The 18,150-nt window shown below is 64.9% G+C and carries 10 protein-coding genes and 2 pseudogenes; 1 reads left to right on the top strand and 11 read right to left on the bottom strand.

The window, feature by feature from the left end:
* Positions 1-12: 12 nt before the first annotated feature.
* The gene (locus PSH87_RS14495) at positions 13-2,196 is read left to right on the top strand and encodes a TonB-dependent siderophore receptor (protein ID WP_305429924.1); all 2,184 of its coding nucleotides are present in this window, start codon (positions 13-15) and stop codon (positions 2,194-2,196) included.
* 29 nt (positions 2,197-2,225) lie between these two features.
* Here PSH87_RS14495 and PSH87_RS14490 read toward each other — a convergent pair.
* The 11 genes and pseudogenes from PSH87_RS14490 to treZ form a co-directional block, all read right to left on the bottom strand.
* Positions 2,226-4,789: pseudogene (locus PSH87_RS14490) on the bottom strand (autotransporter outer membrane beta-barrel domain-containing protein).
* A gap of 245 nt (positions 4,790-5,034) precedes the next feature.
* Entirely contained in the window at positions 5,035-5,796 is a 762-nt protein-coding gene (locus PSH87_RS14485) for a PIG-L deacetylase family protein (RefSeq protein WP_017737654.1), read from the bottom strand.
* A gap of 177 nt (positions 5,797-5,973) precedes the next feature.
* Entirely contained in the window at positions 5,974-6,633 is a 660-nt protein-coding gene (locus tag PSH87_RS14480; RefSeq protein ID WP_017737653.1) for a glycosyltransferase family 2 protein, read from the bottom strand.
* Positions 6,630-7,229 (bottom strand): SAM-dependent methyltransferase, encoded by a 600-nt coding sequence (locus PSH87_RS14475; protein WP_017737652.1) that lies wholly within the window; start codon positions 7,227-7,229, stop codon positions 6,630-6,632. Before PSH87_RS14475 ends, PSH87_RS14480 begins: the two co-directional genes overlap by 4 nt.
* Positions 7,226-7,984 carry a PIG-L deacetylase family protein gene (locus tag PSH87_RS14470; protein ID WP_305429922.1) on the bottom strand — a complete coding sequence of 253 codons (759 nt, stop codon included), beginning with the start codon at positions 7,982-7,984 and terminating at the stop codon, positions 7,226-7,228. Before PSH87_RS14470 ends, PSH87_RS14475 begins: the two co-directional genes overlap by 4 nt.
* Positions 7,981-8,979 carry an acyl-CoA dehydrogenase family protein gene (locus PSH87_RS14465; protein ID WP_305429921.1) on the bottom strand — a complete coding sequence of 333 codons (999 nt, stop codon included), beginning with the start codon at positions 8,977-8,979 and terminating at the stop codon, positions 7,981-7,983. The genes PSH87_RS14470 and PSH87_RS14465 overlap by 4 nt, the downstream gene beginning before the upstream one ends.
* 1 nt (position 8,980) lies before the next feature.
* A pseudogene (gene glgX, locus PSH87_RS14460) lies at positions 8,981-11,141 on the bottom strand (glycogen debranching protein GlgX).
* 177 nt (positions 11,142-11,318) lie between these two features.
* Positions 11,319-11,555 carry a DUF2934 domain-containing protein gene (locus PSH87_RS14455; RefSeq protein ID WP_017736708.1) on the bottom strand — a complete coding sequence of 79 codons (237 nt, stop codon included), beginning with the start codon at positions 11,553-11,555 and terminating at the stop codon, positions 11,319-11,321.
* Positions 11,545-14,310: a malto-oligosyltrehalose synthase gene (locus PSH87_RS14450; RefSeq protein ID WP_305429920.1), complete on the bottom strand. Its 2,766-nt coding sequence runs from the start codon at positions 14,308-14,310 to the stop codon at positions 11,545-11,547. The genes PSH87_RS14455 and PSH87_RS14450 overlap by 11 nt, the downstream gene beginning before the upstream one ends.
* Positions 14,307-16,391: a 4-alpha-glucanotransferase gene (gene malQ, locus PSH87_RS14445; protein ID WP_305429919.1), complete on the bottom strand. Its 2,085-nt coding sequence runs from the start codon at positions 16,389-16,391 to the stop codon at positions 14,307-14,309. Before malQ ends, PSH87_RS14450 begins: the two co-directional genes overlap by 4 nt.
* The gene (gene treZ, locus PSH87_RS14440; RefSeq protein WP_305429917.1) at positions 16,388-18,133 is read right to left on the bottom strand and encodes a malto-oligosyltrehalose trehalohydrolase; all 1,746 of its coding nucleotides are present in this window, start codon (positions 18,131-18,133) and stop codon (positions 16,388-16,390) included. Before treZ ends, malQ begins: the two co-directional genes overlap by 4 nt.
* Positions 18,134-18,150 lie beyond the last annotated feature (17 nt).

Genomic DNA, 18,150 nt, shown 5'->3' with positions numbered 1-18,150 from the left:
ACGGAGCCTTCCATGACTCACCGTACACGTACCCCTGTGCCCGCTCGTCCGGGTTTTGCCTCCATGGCCTTGCTCGGGCTGGCGATCAGCAGCGCCCCCGCATTCGCCGAAGAACTGGCGCAAGCCGAAGAAAACCGCGTGTCCACCTTGCCCGCCATTCGCGTCGAGGGTGAAGCGCCGGCCACAGAGCTGCCGCTGACCTACGCCGGTGACCAGGTGGCATACGGCAGCCGCCTCGGCCTGCTGGGCAACAAGGACTTTATGGAAACGCCGTTCAGCACCATCAGCTACACGGAAAAATACATCGCCGATCGCCAGGCCCAGACCGTCACCGATGTGATCGCCGCCACCGACCCTGCGGTATTCAGCAATGGCCTGAAGGGCACCTACAGCGAGAACTATTCGATCCGTGGTTTTGCCACCAGCATCAGCGACGTGACCATCGACGGCCTGTTTGGCGTGGCGCCGTACTACCGCATCTCGCCGGAAATGTACGAGCGCATCGAAGTGTTGAAGGGCCCGTCGGCGCTGCTCAACGGCATGCCGCCGGGCGGTTCGGTGGGTGGCATGGTCAACCTGGTGCCCAAGCGTGCCGGTGCGCAGCCGCTGACGCGCTTCACCACCACCTACCTGTCCGACGCGCAGTTCGGCGGCCACCTCGACGCAGGCCGGCGCTTTGGCGATGAGCAGCAATTTGGCGTGCGCTTCAACGGCATGTACCGCGATGGCGACACTGCGACCGAACATCAACAGCAGAAAGCCCAGTTGAATTCGTTGGGCCTGGATTGGCGCGGCGAGCGTGCGCGGCTGTCGGCCGACCTGTACAACAGCGAAGACCGTGTGCGCGGGCAAAACCGTGGGATCAGCCTGGCGGCGAATGTGGCCGTGCCCAAGCCGCCGAAGTCCGACACCTTGCTCAACCCGGACTGGGCGTTTGTCGATACCAAGGACCAGGGCGCGATCGTGCGCGGCGAGTTTGACCTGACCGAGCACCTGCTGGCCTACGCGGCGTTCGGTGCCAGCGAAACCCACTACCGCTACAGCGGCGCGATGTCGGCCCAGGTGATCAACAACGCCGGGGATTTGAAGACCAGCATGGGCCAGCTGAAGATGGACATCGAGAAAACCTCGGGCGAGGCGGGGCTCAAGGGTAAGTGGCAGACCGGGCCGGTCGGGCACCAGTGGGTGGTCAACGCCACGCGGTATGCCGACAAGCAAAAGGACTACGGCCGGCGTTGGGTCCCCGGTGCGGATTGGCTGACCAATATCTATCACCCGACCTGGGGCCCCGAGGCGCCGCGCAGCTTTGCGCCGGTGGCACACACCGAATCGACGCTGACCAGCTACGGCGTGGCGGATACCTTGTCGGTCCTGGACGACAAGGTGCAGTTGACGCTTGGCGTACGCCGCCAGAACGTGGTCACGGACACTTTCAATACCACCACCGGCGCCCGTAACAAGCCCGGCTATGACGAAAGCGCGACAACGCCCGCCGCAGCCGTGGTGGTCAAGCTCACGGAGCAGGTTTCGGTGTACGCCAACTACATCGAGGGCCTGAGCAAAGGCGCGATGGCGCCGATGACAGCGGCCAACTACGGCGATGTGTTTGCCCCGTATAAATCCAAGCAGAAGGAGATCGGCCTCAAGCTCGACCTGGGCACGTTCACCCACACCCTCAGCCTGTATCAGATCGAACGCCCGGGCAGCTCGACCGATCCGGTGACCAATGTGTTTTCCTTTGGTGGTGAGCAGCGCAACCGTGGTATCGAGTGGGGCTTCTTCGGCTCGCCCATCGACGATGTGCGCCTGATGGGCGGCGTGGCCCATGTGGATCCGAAGATCACCAAGTCGCCGGGGGGCGATGATGAAGGCAAGACGGCCACCGGTTTGCCCAAGCTGCAAGGCAAGCTCGGGGTGGAATGGGACACGCCGGTGGTGTCCGGCCTGACCTTGACGGCCAACGCGACGGCGGTTTCCCAGCAATACATCAGCGATGACAACGCGCAGTCGATCCCCGGCTACACGATTTTCGACCTGGGCTCGCGGTATGCGATGCAGGTCGCCGGGCGGCCGGTGACCTTGCGTGGCACGGTGACCAACGTCACCGACAAGGCGTACTGGGGCATGCCGTTGACGTCGAGCCTTGGGTTGGGCGCGCCGCGTACGTTCGAGTTGTCGGCAACGGTGGATTTCTAAGGGTAAAACAGCAACCTGTGGCGAGGGCGTCAAAATGACATTCTTAGGCCCAGCGTGCCTTGGCGGCCATTGAAGGCATTGCTGTCCAGGTTCCGATTGAAACCCACTTCGCTGTAAAGGCTGACACCCGGCGCCACCCTGAGGTTGGCGCCGAGGCTGACGCCCAGGGTGGTGGATTTCTGTTCGGTATCGATGTCGGTGACGTCGGCAAAGGTGACGGTGTTTTTTCCGCCTGCGGTGTGCCAGACGTTGGCGCGCGCATAGGGTTGCAACGGCATGCCGCTGACGTGGTAATCACCGCGCAGGCGTACGCCCAGGCGGGTGGTGACGGTGGTGTCGGCTTTGTACGCAACGTCGGAGATACCGTCGTTCTGGCTGTCCAGTCGGGTCTTGCCAACGATCAACTGGGCCTGGGGCTCTACAACCCAGTGGGGCGTTACCTGGAACGGCCGGCCGACTTCCGCCGAGGCCGAGACGTTGTGCCCACGGGTCTTCATCTTCACGCCACGGTCAGACGCGTTGTGGCCGTCCAGTCGCGTGCCCACCAACACCACATCCAGATAAGCCTGGTGGGTGCCAATCAGCGTCAGATAAGCGCCCAGGCTGTCACCGCGCAGGGTGGTGCTGCCTGCGTCGTTGTCCTGCCAGCCGCCATTGAAACCTTTGATATCGCCCCGCAAGCGGCTGTGGCCGACGAAAAACCCGGCCTGCAGCACCTGGCCGTCGTCCGTGCTGTGGGTAAAGAGGTCGCTGCCCACTTGAAAGCCGCTGATCGAGCTGTTGAGCGTGGGGCTGACCGTGCCGGCGAAGCGTTGCCGGCTGCTGCTGCCGTAGACGCGGCCCCAACCTGCGCGAAGAGGGTCGCTCTGTGGTTGGCTCTGCTCGCCCATGCGTTCGTGGTAGGTGCCCAGCATGCCCTGGACGATTTGCTGGGCGGCTGGAAACAGCGCAGCGTAGATCGGCACTTCGGGGCGGTAGATCGGAATCGGCGTGATCCCCGGGTTGGGCGGCAGGGGCGGCTCGTCGGGCCCGGGACTGGGAAGCGGCACGACAATTACCGGATCAGGCGGGGTGACCGGCACGGTGGAGCGCAGGTAGTAGTTCTCTGCGGTGCCGGGCGTGACGCCCCCCTTGAACAAGCGATACTGAAACGCCCCGGCAGACACCGGACCGGCCAAGGTAAACGCGCTGGCGCCGCCGCTGGCACCGTTGCTGGCCAGCACCACTTGAATGCCGTCCTGCAAGGTGGCGGCACCCGCGCCGCCAACGTTGGTGATGCTGATGGCGGTGCTGCCCTAGATCGTGCCTTGGCTGACCACCAGTTTGTCGCTGGCGGAACCGTCGCCGCCCAACACGCTTTGCAGCGCGATCCCGCCACCCATGCCGATGTAATTGCCGTTGACCGTCAGGGTGTCAGTGGTGGAGGCGTTGGTGCTGTTCATCTCGATCATGCCGCGGTTGTTCAGGGTCACCAACTGCCCGGCAGTGAAGGCGCTGATGGCACCGGTGTTGACCAACAGCTTGCTGCTGCCATTGATCGTCATCGTGCCGGTACCGGTACCGGTGTCGCCCAGCACAAAATGTACCGCCGAGGTTGAAGCTGGCGTTGTTGTCCAGCGGTCACCTGCTCCCAGCTGGAGTAGCGCCCGGGCGTCGCAGCCTGGGTGTTGTCGAAGGTAAGCGTGTCGGTGCCGGTGCCACCGTCGATCACTGATGTGGCAGACAGCAGGGTTTCATTGAGGTTCTGCAACAGCGCCGTGTCGTTGTCGGGGCCCAGCAGGATGAACCCGTTGACTCGGCCACCGCCGATCCAGCTGAAGTGGTCCTCGCCGGTGCTGGCGAGGACTTGCCCGTTGAGGGTGCCGCCCGTGACGGTGATGGTGTCCGAGCCGCCGCTGGTGCTGACTTTGCCGCCGATATAGGCGGTGCCCGAGATCAAGATGGTGTCGCTGTCAAAGCCGGTCACCAGGTTGTTGATGATGGTCCCGCCACTCATGTCGAAGAGGTTTTTGTCGAGTTTCATATCCACCCGGCCAATCGTGCCGCCGGTCATCTTGGCATCATCGCCGTCTTCGAACGCACCGGTGATCGTGCCGCCACTCATGAAGAATTTGTCGTGCCCATCGCCCTGGGCCAGCGAGGCGATGGTGCCGCCACTCAGGGAGAAATTGTCAACGCCGGCCCCCTGGCTGATCGCTCCCGCCTGGCCACCGCTGATTTGTGCGATATCGGCGCCCGAACCCTGGCTGACCGCGCCGCTGATCGTGCCCTTGTTCAGGCGAAAGATGTTCGCGCCATCGCCCATGCTCACCGCACCGTTGATCCGCGTGTCCGGTGCGTCCAACTGGACCAGATCGTTGCCCGGGCCCAGTGTCACATTGCCGTTGATCGTGCTGTTGCCGCTGGGGAACAGCACCTGGTTGTCACCCGTCAGGGCGCTGATACCGGGGTCGGTGCCGCTGACACAGGTAAACACCTGACCGCTCGCAGGGCTGCCGCTGACGGTGCAGGCGGCCTGTGCCGGCAGCGGCCAGGTGAACAGCGCAGAGGCGGCGAGACTCAGGTAGAGCAGGGGAGGTGTGCATACGCGCATGATCCGTCCTCGAGCAGAGGGGCGTTATTCCGGCACCCGCGTCGGCAGGTGGAGTTCTGACCATGACAACGTTGTGCGCGATACGAACCAGGGACGACGGGTTACCTGCTCAAAAACACCGGCCAATGCAAAGGGTTGGCATGGGTTTCTCGACTGCACCTCAACCTGTGCAGCGCTTTTTTACCTTAGTCGGGGATGGCCTGGGTCGCTACTGTAAAAAATAACAGGTCCAGACGAGTGGGGACCTAGGCAAAAATGATTTCAAACGGCTCGCGCATACGCTCCAGCAGCACCTGGGCAAGCATGGGCGCCAGACCGATCTCGGGGTCGCCGGCCAGTTGGCTGGCGTAGGCATGGGTGGCGTGCAGTTTGCGCGCCACGTTCCAGCTATCCAGGCGCACCTTGCGGGCTCGTTGCCAGGGGATGACCGAGGCTTCGCGCGCGGGCCAGTGCCAGGCCCAGATCGGCAGTTCGATATGCCGTGCCCCCGTCAAGCTGCACGCCTTCGCGCTGGCGCGGCCCACGGCATCATGGTCGTCATTGCCGTCGTTGCGCCAGGTGCTGAAGACCACATCGCCCGGTTGCAGGTAGCGCGCGATAAATTGGCTCAAGGGTTGCTCGCGCGCGGCCAGGGCGTTGTCGCAAAAACCGCCGCGAATCCACTTCAAACTGTGCAATGGCATGCCCAGGCGGCGTAGCGCCTCGACGCTTTCCTGGGGGCGCACCACGCTCAAGCGACTCGCCGGCCAGACGTTGGAACCCGGGTGGCTGGCGCTACCGTCGGTGAGCGAAATCAGTTGCAGCGGGTGATCGAGGGTGCTGAGCAGTTGCAGCAAGCCACCGCAGGCCAGCACTTCATCGCCAGGGTGCGGGGCAATCACCACCACGCGGGCGCCCGGCGGTACCAGCGTGCTCGGGTTGATCACGGGGATTTGCGCCAGCTGTGGCGCACTGTTCCAGATTTGCGCCGGGCCACGGCGGCCTTCGCTTAACGAGGCAAGCTTCATGGGTGTCACGTCCTTGTCGGTGAATGCGGGTCGTACCCCGTTGACGGGACGACGCTCTTTTATTCACCACAGGCTCCGCTGTGGTGATTGCGCGGCACTCCAACCCTGGATTGCCAGCAAGGCGTCCTCAGCATAGTCAAGGACTGGTCGCTTTTACATCTTGCAATGTCGTTTTTTTCACGGGGCGTGCATCAGGCTCTTCAAGTAATCGCCGAAGCCGCCCTCGGCGCGGCAATCGAGGCGGGCACTGGTGATCACCTGCGGGGTGTGGCTCCAGGCAATGGAGGCCCCGCAGCGCTCCAGATTGCGCACCAACTGCACATCTTCATGGCACGCCAGGGGCTCGAAACCGCCGGCTCGCACGTAAGCGCCGGCACTCATGCCCAGGTTGGCGCCGTGCACGTGCCGGTGCCCGTCCCGGGCTTGATAGGCCTGGTGATAGCGGATCTGCGCGGCCGGATCGAAGCCTTCACTCCAGGCGTCCACGGTGACCGTTCCACACACGGCCTCGACCCCCAGCGCCAATTGCGCCACCAACCAGTCTGGCGCCACGCGGCTGTCGGCATCCGTGCAGGCAATCCACCGCGCGCCCTGGTTCAACAAGTGCCGGGCGCCTATGCCGCGCACCCGTCCCACGTTGCGCGCCTGCACCGACAGGCTGTGCACCGGGTAGGCCTGGGCGATCTGCGCACTGCTGTCACTGCAACTGTCGAGCAGCACCAGGACCTGGACCCGTTCGCCCAACAGCCCAGGGTGGTTGGCGGCGATCACAGCGGCCTTCAAGCATTCCGCCAGCAAGGCTTCTTCGTTATGCACGGGAATCAGCACGCCGATCATTGCAGGCCCTCGAGTGTCGCCACCGAGCGGCCGTCGCGGCTCCAGAGATCGAGCAGGAAATCGGGTTCGTGATGGCTCACCACCTGTGCCATTCCCAAACGTTGCGCCAGCACGGCATGCACCTGGTCCGCCGTTTGCGGGCAACCCTCGATGGGCGGGCGCCAGTGGCAGGCGAGCAGTTGCCCGTCGTCGCTCAGCGAGCCAAGGGCGTGTTCGATTACCCGGTGCAGGTCCGCCACATCGAGGTAGTAACACCACTCGCTCAACACGATCAGGTCGAACCGTTCGCTCGGCCATTGCTCGGGCAGGCGCGCTTGCTCCACCCGCGCGTGGGCGAACCCGAGCAAGCGGCTGCGCGCCAGTGCGACGGCGGCACTTGCCGTGTCGCAGCACAGCAGGCGATCACAGCGGGGTGCCAGCTCGGCGCTCAGCTCGCCGTTGGCGCAGCCGGGTTCGAACACCGAGGCGTACCGTGGGCGCGTGAGCACTGCCAGGGTCAGTGCGCGTTTGCGGCGCTCATACCAGCGTTGGCGAAAGGCCCAGGGGTCATCGTTGCCGGCAAACAACTGGTCAAAATACGGCGTGGCCACACTCATACAAACACCACTTCGAACGGTTGCAGCAGACGTTCCACCACATGCGGCGGCAAGACCGCCGGCAAGCCGATCTGCGGGTCACCCTCCAGCTGGCTGGCAAACGCATGGATCGCATGGCGTTTGCGCGCCACGGCGGCGCGGGTCAACGGGATTTTGCGCGCGCGGTGCCAGGGCAACTGGCTGTCTTCGGCGGACGCCCAATGCCAGGCCCACACCGGCAGCTCATACAACCGCGCGCCAACGGCCTGCGCCGCCACGGCGCTGGCGCGGCCCACGGCTTCATGGTCGCAATGGCCGTCCTCGCGCCATGTGGCGAACACCACGTCCGTGGGCGTGAGATGGCGGCCGATAAACGCGGCGAGTTCCCCCTCGCGGGCGGCCACCTGGCTGTCGGCAAACCCGGCGCGCAACCATGTCAGGCCTTGCAGTGGCAGGCCTAGGCGCTGCAGGGCCTGGGCCGATTCTTGCGGGCGCACCACATTCAGCCGCGCCACCGGCCAACGGCGTGAACCTGGGTGGCTGGCGCTGCCATCCGTGACGGAGATCAACTGCACGGGCCGCCCCAACGCCGCCAACCCTTGCAACAGCCCGCCACAACTGAGTACTTCATCATCCGGGTGCGGCGCGATAATCACCGCGCGACACCCCTCGGGCACCAATTGCGCGACGCTGATGTGGGCCACTTGCGCCAATTGCGTGGATGCCTGCCAACGGTGCAACGGCGTGCCCTGGCCGACGATCGGATTGGGTTTCATAACTGCCACCTTCCTGTGGGTGCACCGACGACATTTTCACCCAGCGCAGCCAGGTCGCGTTCGGCATGACTCTGGCGGACATACACCGGCAGGTCCGCCATCAACTGCGCAAAGTGCGCATCCTTGCAGTACGGGCCCGCCCCGACGGCGCGACCGACGTGGCGGATCACCTGCTCCACGCTGTCCTCGACACAGGCGCGGGCCTGTTGCGCCCATGGCTGGGCATTGGCCAACGGTTGCTGATCCACTTGCCGGGCACACGCGCGCAAAACGCAGGCCGCGCTGTTCAATGCACTGTCCACCGCGCCCAGGTGGGCGAGGGCATGGGGCTCCGGGCGTTGCGTGCAGAGCGCACGCAGCGTTTCAGCCAGGCGCTGCGCGGCGCCGTACCAGCAGGCGGCGATGCCGATCCCTCCCTGCCAGAAACCGGGGCGCGCGAGGTAATCCCCCGGCCCGCCGACTGCCACGCCTGTGGCGCCACTGAACACAACTTCCACACTGCCTGTGGCCGCCATGCCCACAGCGTGCCAGCCGGCGTCCGTCACTGTGACCCCCGGTTGATCCATGGGGACGGCGACCAACTGCTGCTCATCCGCCTCATTCCCGGCGGTCAACAACCCATGGCTGACCACGGCCGCGCCGGAGCACCAGGCCTTGCGCCCGTCGACGACCCAGTGCTGGCCGTCCCGACGCACGCGGACTTTTGCCGTCGGCGGCTCGGCGGCCCACATGCCCCAGGTGCTGCCCGACGGCGGCAGCGGGCCGTGCAGTTCGGCGATGATCGCCAAGGCGTCGGTGTGCCCCTCAAACAGCTTGCACAGGCCCAGATCATGGCCTGCGACCTGCGCCAAGCGGCGGAAGCGCTCCAGGGTTTCGCCGCTGCCCGGCAGCGGCAGGCAGTCCAGCTCTGCGCGTTGAAGCGCCTTCAGTGCCTCGCCCAGTGCCTGCGTGTTGCCATAATTCCGGCTGTCCTGAAGGAACCCGTGGAGCGTCATCTCACACCTCTTCCGAATGTTGCAGTTCAAACAGCAGCAGTGAGCGGCCGGTCACGGCGTACTCGTGATCGAACTCGAAGCGTTCCTGGCCACGTACCGAGGGTTGATTGGTATCGACCATGCAGGTCCAGAACTCGCCTTCCGGCACTGGCGGCAGGCGGAAATTGACCATGTCGTGGTGGGCGTTCACCACCAGCAACAGGGTGGCGTCGGCACCGGGGCGACGGATCCCGGTCTCTTGCGCCCGGCCATCCATCAGCATGCCGAGGCAACGGCCTTGGCTGTCATGCCATTGCTCGGTGGTCATTTCGTTGCCGTCCGGGGCGAGCCAGGTGACATCCTTGACGCCGATGTCTTCGTTGTAGTCGCCCACCAGGAAGCGCCCACGCCGCAGGATCGGGTAGGCCAGGCGCAGCTTGATCAAGCGCTTGACGAACTTGAGCAGCGCCTTGCCGTCCTCATCCAGGTCCCAGTTGACCCAGCCGATTTCGCTGTCCTGGCAATAGGCGTTGTTGTTGCCGTGCTGGGTGCGCGCGAACTCGTCACCCGCCACCAGCATCGGCGTGCCCTGGGCCAGCAGCAGGGTGGCGAAGAAGTTGCGCATCTGGCGCAAGCGCAGCGCATTGATTTCCGGGTCGTCGGTGGGGCCTTCGACGCCGTGGTTCCAGGACAGGTTGTTGTTGCTGCCGTCCTGGTTGTTCTCGTCGTTGGCCTCGTTGTGCTTGTCGTTGTACGACACCAGGTCGTGCAGGGTGAAGCCGTCGTGGGCGGTGATGAAATTCACCGAGCTGTAGGGGCGACGCCCGCGATGGTTGAACATCTCGCCGGAGGCAGTCATGCGCGCGGCAAAATCGGCCAGCTGGCCGTCATCGCCTTTCCAGAAGGCGCGCACGGTGTCGCGGAAGCGGTCGTTCCACTCCACCCAGCCCGGCGGGAAGTTGCCTACTTGATAACCGCCGGGGCCGCAGTCCCAGGGTTCGGCGATGAGTTTGAGCTGGCGCAGTACCGGGTCCTGGCGGCAGGCGACGAGGAAGCTGTGGCGCTCGTCGAAACCATCACGGTAACGGCCGAGGATGGTCGCCAGGTCGAAGCGGAACCCATCCACGTGCATCTCGTTGGCCCAGTAGCGCAGGGAGTCCGTGACCATTTGCAGCACGCACGGGTGGCTCAGGTCCAGGGTGTTGCCGGTGCCGGAATCGTTGATGTAGAAGCGCTTGTCATCCGGCATCAAGCGGTAGTACGAGGCGTTGTCGATCCCGCGCATGGACAGGGTCGGGCCGCGCTCGTTGCCTTCGGCGGTGTGGTTGTAGACCACGTCGAGGATCACTTCGAGTTTCTGCTCGTGCAGGTGCGCGACCATCTCCTTGAACTCGGCGATCTTGCCACTGGCCAGGTAGCGCGGGTCGGGGGCAAAAAACGCGATGCTGTTGTAGCCCCAATAGTTGGTCATGCCTTTTTGCAGCAGGTGCTGGTCATTGACGAAGGCATGCACGGGGAGCAATTCCACCGATGACACACCGAGCTGGCGGATGTGCTTGAGCACATCGTCCTCCATCAAGCCTGCGCAGGTACCGCGTACGGCTTCGCCCACCGAAGGGTGGCGCATGCTGATACCGCGCAAGTGGGTTTCATAGATGATCGTGCGGTCCCACGGCACGCGCACCGGTTGGTCGTTGCCCCAGGTGTGCGCGGGGTCGATGACCTTGCACTTGGGCACGAACGGCGCGCTGTCGCGTTCGTCGAAACTGAGGTCGTCGTCCGGGTGGCCGATGGTGTAGCCGAACAGGGCCTCGGACCATTTCAGTTCGCCCACCAGCTGCTTGGCATAGGGGTCGATGAGCAATTTGTGATGGTTGAAGCGGTGACCGTTGGCCGGGTCGTACGCACCGTACACGCGGTAGCCGTAGATCAGCCCGGGGTGGGCGTCGGGCAGGTAGCCGTGGAAGGTTTCGTCGGTGTATTCGGGCAGCTCGATACGTTCCAGCTCGACCTCGCCGGTATCGTCGAACAGGCACAGTTCGACCTTGGTGGCGTTGGCCGAGAACAGCGCAAAGTTGACGCCCAGGCCATCCCAGGTGGCGCCGAGGGGGGAAGGGCAAACCTTCACGAATGCGCGACGGCTCGTCTTTGGGCGTCGGCGGGGTTTTCTCGGGTTTGCTCATGGGGGTGCTCCTGCAAAGGTTTTTTCGGGGCGAACGAAGCCGTGCCGACAATGGGTCAGGTAAACATCAGATTCAGAGTGAAATGCGTGCCTCCTGTGGGAGCGGGCTTGCCCGCGATAGCGATGTTGAATGTGCCACCGCTATCGCGGGCAAGCCCGCTCCCACAGGGGAATGCGGTCAACCGGCGGGCTTGCGCGGTGCCTTGGGTTTTTTCTCGGCGGGCGGCTTGGCCGCTGCTGGCTTGGGCTTGGGCGGCGCTTTCGGCTTGGCCTTGGGCTTGCTCGGCGTCAACGCCTCCGCTTCCGCCAGCTTGCGCGCCATCTCCCAGTGCCGCGTGTCCTGGCCATGGGGTTTGCCTTCCGACTCCCAGATCTGATGGGCCAGTTCCCGTATGCGTTTGTCTTCAGTACTCATCGCAATGCTCCTCACAGAAAATGTTCAGCTTTCCTTGATCATCAGGATTGATAAAGACATTGACCGGGAAATCCCCCAGGGCAGTGCTCAGTGGCAGCTCCTTGTTTGGTGTGACTGCGCCTGTGTGGAAAAGTCCCTTCCATTTTTGTGCCGTGGCGGCGAACGGTAATTTGACCCGTGTATCGCCCCAAACCTGCGCATCGAACTGGGGCTGCACACCGTTTTCAAGCAAGTGGTGGGGCCAGCGCGGCACCACCACCAGCAGGCGTTTGCCCTGGTGCTCGCGACTGAACGCGAGTACCCGTTCGGCATGCGTGCCAACCACTTCCAGTGGCGTGTAATCGCCGCTGCGAAACAGCTCGGGATGGGCCTTGCGCAAGGCCAATGCCTGGGCGATCACGGCTTGTTTGATACGCCCGTCGCGCCAGTGCAACAACAGTTCGCCGATGTCCGGTGGGGTTTGCAGCGCCTGTTGCCGTGCACTGAAATCCACCGGGCGACGGTTGTCCGGGTCCACCAGGCTGAAGTCCCAGAACTCGGCGCCCTGGTACAGGTCCGGCACACCCGGCACCGTGATGCGAAGCAAGGATTGCGCCAGCCCATTGATCGCGCCGGCGCGGGCGATGGCCTCGGCGGCGTCGCCGATGGCCGTACGCAGCGCATGGCCGGCATCGCTGTGCAGCAAGCGCGCGAGGAAGGCTTCGACGCCTTGCTCATAGGCCTCGTTGGGTGCGCTCCAGCTGCTGTGCAACTTGGCTTCGCGCAGGGCTTTTTGTTGCCATTGCCAGAGACGTTGCTGATAGCCGTCGAAGTCAGCGTCCAGCGGCCAACTGCTCAGCAGCACTTGATAAAGAATCAGCTCATCGCCTGCCGAGGGGCTGCCTTCACCACGTAACGGTGCGGCCAGGCGGCGCCAATGCTCCACCTGTTCGACGTACCACGGCGCACATTCACTGAGCACCGCCAGCCGCGCACGGCTGTCTTCGCCGCGCTTGTGGTCATGAGTGGCGGTGGCCAGCAGGTTGTCGGGGAACGTGCGCAAACGTTGCTGGTTGGCCTCGTGGAAGTCGGCCAGCGGCGCGCTGAACTGCTCGGTGCTGAAGCCCACATCGTTGCGCGACAGCAGCACCGCCGAGCGATAGAACGCGGTGTCTTCCACGGCCTTGGCGGCGGCGGGCGAGGTCAGTTGCTGGAAGCGTACGCAGGCATGCTTGAGGATCTTGCGCTCACGGCCCACCGGGCGATTGCGCCACGGCTGGCCGCCGAGCCAGTTGGCCAGGTGATCGAGCACCGGCCAGTCGCCTTCGCCCAAGGTGCTGCGGGCACCGTCCATGGCCTGCTGGAACAGTTTGTCGTCGGCGGCGCTGCGGCCCCGGGCACTGATGTAGGTGCGGTACACCGGGAAATGCACGATCAATTCCTGCAAGGCGCGACGGATCGCGCCAAGGGTCAGGTCGCGGGTCATCACATCGTCGCGGGCCACTTGTAACAGCGCCTGGGCGACGCTTTCAAAGTCGCCGCCGAGGGAGCCATTGAGGATTTGCTGACGAGCCAGCCGCGCTTCTTCGATAAACGCCGAGGGGCGCTCGCTGTGGCGGGTCCACAACTCGGCCAGCGGGGCGAAGCCGTCGGGATGATGTTGCAGTAACGACAGCTGGTTCATGAATTCGTAGCCGGTGGTGCCGTCCACTTGCCAGTCTTCACGCAGGGTTTCCCCTTCACCGAGGATCTTCTCGACAAAGATCGGCAAGTGCCGCCCCGGCGCCAAGGCGTCCACGCGACGGCGCAGCTTGCGGCAGTAGCCCCGTGGGTCGGCGAGCCCGTCGATATGGTCGATGCGCAGGCCATCCACCAAGCCTTCGCCGATCAGTTCGAAGATCTTGCCGTGGGTGGCTTCGAACACGGCGCTGCGTTCGACCCGCAGGCCGCCCAGTTCATTGACGTCGAAGAAGCGCCGCCAGTTGATGTCGTCCGCCGCCGTGCGCCAGCTGGCCAGGCGGTAGGCTTGTTGCTCCAGCAGATGATGCAGGCGCTCGAAGTCGAACGCCGCCAGTTGTTGCTCGATGGCGTGCAGCACCGGCGCGTCGGTGGCGCGCTCGGCTAACGCCTGCTTGAGCCACGCAGCCTCGTGGTAGGCATCGTCCTGCTCGGCGAGGGCGCTGAAACGTTCGGCCATGGGCTTGAGCAAGACCCCGGTACCGAGGATCTCGGCGTAATCCCTTGGGCAGATCGGGAAGCGGTGCTCGTAGTGCGCAACATAAAACGCACCATGGGCCGCGTCGAATTGCAGGGTTACGCTGCCGGTCTGCAAGGCTTCGCCGTAATCGCTGCCGAGAAAGGGCATGAGCAATTGGCCCTTGAGCAGTGGGTCCGGCGAGTGCCACTGGATATCGAAGAATTCGCTGTAGGGGCTCAAGCGACCCCATTCCAGCAGGTCCAGCCACCAGGGGTTATCCGCGCCGCCGACGGCCATGTGGTTGGACACGATATCGAGGATCAGCCCCATGTCGTGGGCCCGCAGCGCCGTCACCAGCCGGCGCAACGCCGCTTCACCGCCCAGCTCTGGATTGACCTGGGTCGGGTCGACCACGTCGTAGCCATGCATGGACCCGGCGCGTGCACTGAGCAGTGGCGAGGCGTACAGGTGGCTGATGCCCAGCGCGGCGAAGTAGGGCACCAGCGGCACCGCGTCATCCAGGGTAAACCCGGCGTGGAATTGCAGGCGTTGGGTGGCCCGTAGCGGCAGGTCTTTCATCGGTCACGCTCGTGGGCCTGGTTGCGCGCCACGGCCAACAGTTCCAGGCGGCGGGCGGCGCCGGCATTGTCGAGCAGGCTGGACGCTTCGCCCGCCAGGCGTCGGCGCCAGTTGGGGTGGGTGTCAAGGGTGCCGGGCAGGTTGGCTTGTTCCTCCACGCCCAGCGCATCCTCCAGTGGCAGCAACACCAGTGGCGCGCGGGTGTGGCCGAGGTAGCGCACGCTGGCGTCGATCATGTGGTCGGTGTCGTTGCGGATTTCGTCGACGAAGTTCTGCGGGTCCTGGCTCAAGGCCTGGCGCAGCGCCTGGCGTTCGCGCAGGCGGTGTTCGCTCCATTGCTCCACGGTGGGGGCGTCGATCAGGCCCAGCTCGATATTCCACTCGATGTCGCGGCTGTGCCACCAGCCGTTGAGCGTTGGCAAATCGTGGGTGCTGGTGGTGGCGAGGGCGTTGTCGGGCCAGTCGAGGATGGGCTTGAATTGGCCATCGTGGCCTTGTTCGAACAGCAGCACGCGCATGCCGAGAATCGAGCGGCTGATGAGTTTTTCGCGCAGGCCGTCGGGCACGGTGCCGAGGTCTTCACCGAGGACGATGGCCTGGTGGCGGTGGGATTCCAGGGCCAGCAGGCGCAACAGATCGTCCACCGGGTAATACAAGTACGCGCCTTCGCGCGGCGAGGCGCCCATGGGGATCACCCACAGGCGTTGCAGGCCCATCACATGGTCGATGCGCAAGCCGCCGGCGTGGGCGAAGTTGGCGCGCAGCATCTCGATAAAGGCACGGAAACCGTTGCGCTTGAGGCCTTCGGGGGAAAACGCGGAAATGCCCCAGCCCTGGCCGGCGCGGTTGAGGATGTCAGGTGGCGCGCCCACGGTGAGGTTGGCGAGCAGTTCATCCTGGCGGCTCCAGGCCTGGCTGCCGCCGCCGTCGGCGCCCACGGCGAGGTCGGCGATCAAGCCAACGCCCATGCCGCTGCCGCGGGCGGCCTGCTGTGCGCGTTCCAGGCTGCGGGCGATCAGCCATTGGCTGAAGGCGAAGTAGCCGATTTCATCGCGGTGTTCCTCGGCGAACTGCGCGAGTGCCGGGCTTTGCGGGCTGCGCCAGTCCTCGGGCCAGTGGCGCCAGTCGAGGTCTTCACCGGCAGCGGCACGCTGGGTTTGCACGGCTTCGAAGCGGCAGTGGTTTTCCAGGGCTTCGCCGCCGGCCTGGCGGAAGCTGAGGAAGTCCGCCTGTTGCGGATGCTCGCCGTGGCGGAAGTCTGCATACAGCGCGCGCAGCAGTCTTTGCTTGGCCTGGGCGGCGGCGGGCCAGTCGATCAGCTCGAGTTGTTCCAGGCGGTGCAGCTCGTCGGTGAGGCCGATGGCTTCAAGCGCATTGCGCACTTCGCGCTCGCCGAGGATGCAGGCGGGCGAGGCGTACAGGCTGTTGAGGAACAAGCGGCTGGACGGCGAATACGGGCTGTAGCGCCCGGTATCGGCGCTGAACATCGCATGCATCGGGCTGATCGCCAAGGCATCGGCACCGCGTTCGGCGGCGGCGCGGGCCAGGTGTTCGAGGGCCAGGGTGTCGCCGAAGCCGCCATCACCCAGGCGGCGCAGGGCATAGAGCTGGGCGCTGAGGCCCCAGGCACGGGCAGGGTCGCTGTCGACGGCTTCGGCCACGCTGTAGCAATGGGTGGGCGCGACGGCGAGGGTGAAGGTCTGCTCGGCGATATGCACCTGGTGGTAGCCGAGGGCGATGACGCCGGGCAGCACCGCGTCGCCATCCAGGCGCAGCTCCAGGGTTTCGCCGTCTTCCAGGCTGACCCGGCACAGGGTGTCGGGTTCGAAATAACGCGCCAGGTCCAGGCCGCTGCCGCTGTCGACAGTCATCAGCGGCGGCAGGTGTTTGCCTTGTTGCACCTGCTCCAGTTGCAGCAGGCTGGCGTCGATTTCGGCGTCGCTGTCGGCCGGGTGGCCCAGGCCTTTGAGAACTGCGCGCAATTCGTCGGGTTGTACACGTTGCGGGCGGCCATTCGCGTCGATCCAATCGACGGCCAGGCCCGCTCGGCTGGCGAGGATTTCCAGGTTCGCTTCGCTCAAGGGTGCTCTCCAACAGGGGATAGGGTGACGCGTGCGCTGTAGGGCGGCAGGTGCGCGCCTTGCTGCGCAGGCGTTTCGAATAGCAGGTGGGTGCTGGCGGGATGATCGAGGGCGGTGGCGCTCAGGTTCAGGTCGATCTGCAACAGGCTGCCATTGCCCAGGCGCCAGCGTGCGCTGACGGCGCCGTCGGCCAACACCTGCGCGCCCAGTGCCACGCTGCCGGGCAAGTGCGGCACCAGGTGCTGATGGCGCAGGCTGAGCAGGTGGCGATAGAACTCAGCGTGTTCGCTGGCGGCAAACACCGGGGCCGACTGTTCAAAGGTCGCCAGGGCGTTGGGATCGGGAATGCGTTCGCGCAGCGCCGGGTCGCGGAACGCGGCGAAGTCGGCAAACTCATTGCGCCGGCCTTCGCGCACGGCGTCGGCCAGTTCGCCGTGGTGGTCGGTGAAAAACAGGAACGGCTCGCGGGCGTTGACCTCATCGCCCATGAACAGCAGCGGGATCATCGGTGACAGCAGCAACAAGGCGGTCGCGGCGCGCAGTGCCTGGGGCGCGCACAGTTGGTGCAGGCGCTCGCCGAAGGCGCGGTTGCCGATCTGGTCGTGGTTCTGCAAGAACAACACAAAGGCGCTCGGCGGCAGGTGGGCGCTGGGTTCGCCACGCGTGTGGCCGTGGCGGGTGGTCTCGCCCTGGTAGATAAAGCCTTCGCCCAGGCAACGGGCCAGTTTGGCGGTGGTGTCGCGGGCGAAGTCGCTGTAGTAGGCGTCGGTTTCGCCGGTGAGCAACACGTGCAGGGCGTTGTGGCCGTCGTCGTTCCATTGCGCGTCGAAATCGTGTTCAAGCAGGCTGGCCTGGTTGAATTCGTTTTCCAGCACCAGCCAGACGTGTCGGCCGACATCCACTTGCTGGCGCACGCGCCGGGCGAGGGTTGTCAGGAAGTCCGGGTTGTCGATGGCATGCACGGCGTCCAGGCGCAGGCCGTCGAAGCGGTATTCCAGCAGCCACATCAACGCGTTGTCGAGGAAGAAGTCGCGCACTTCGCGGCGCTCGAAATCGATGCCGGCGCCCCAGGGCGTGTGCACGTCTTCGCGAAAGAAGCCCTGGGCGTATTGGCCGAGGTAGTTGCCGTCGGGGCCGAAGTGGTTGTAGACCACGTCGAGGATCACCGCCAGGCCGTGCTCGTGGGCGCTGTCGATCAGGTGCTTGAGCTGCTCGGGTGTGCCATAGGCGGCGTGGGGTGCGTAGGGCAGCACGCCGTCGTAGCCCCAGTTGCGCTCGCCGGGGCACTGCGCGAGCGGCATCAGTTCAATCGCCGTCACGCCCAGCTCGGCCAGGCGCGGCAGGTGTTTCTCCGCGCCGGCATAGCCGCCCAGTGCGCCGACATGCAGCTCGTAGATCACCGCTTCATGCCATGGCCGGCCTTGCCACTGGCTGTGGCGCCAGGGGTAGGCGAGCGGGTCCACCACCAGGCTCCAGCCATGCACGTCCGAGGCCTGGGCGCGGGACGCGGGGTCGGGGACATCTCGTTCCCCGTCGATATTGAAGCGGTAGCGGGTGCCTGCCGGGCAGGCGATTTCACTTTCAAACCAGCCTTCTGCCTGGGGCAGCATGGCGATGGACTTGCCGTTTTCCAGTTCAACGCTGACGTAATACGCATCTGGCGCCCACAAGGCAAAACGCGTGTGTTGCGCGTCCAGCATGATTGCGCCGTGGGGCCAGGTTTCCAGAGTCCGTGCCGGCATCTATAGAGACCTCCCAG

It is taken from the genome of Pseudomonas sp. FP453, from assembly GCF_030687495.1.
In the GTDB taxonomy this organism is placed as follows: Bacteria; Pseudomonadota; Gammaproteobacteria; order Pseudomonadales; family Pseudomonadaceae; genus Aquipseudomonas.
Note: the sequence above shows the minus strand (reverse complement) of the source record. Positions and strands in the feature narration are given on the sequence as shown.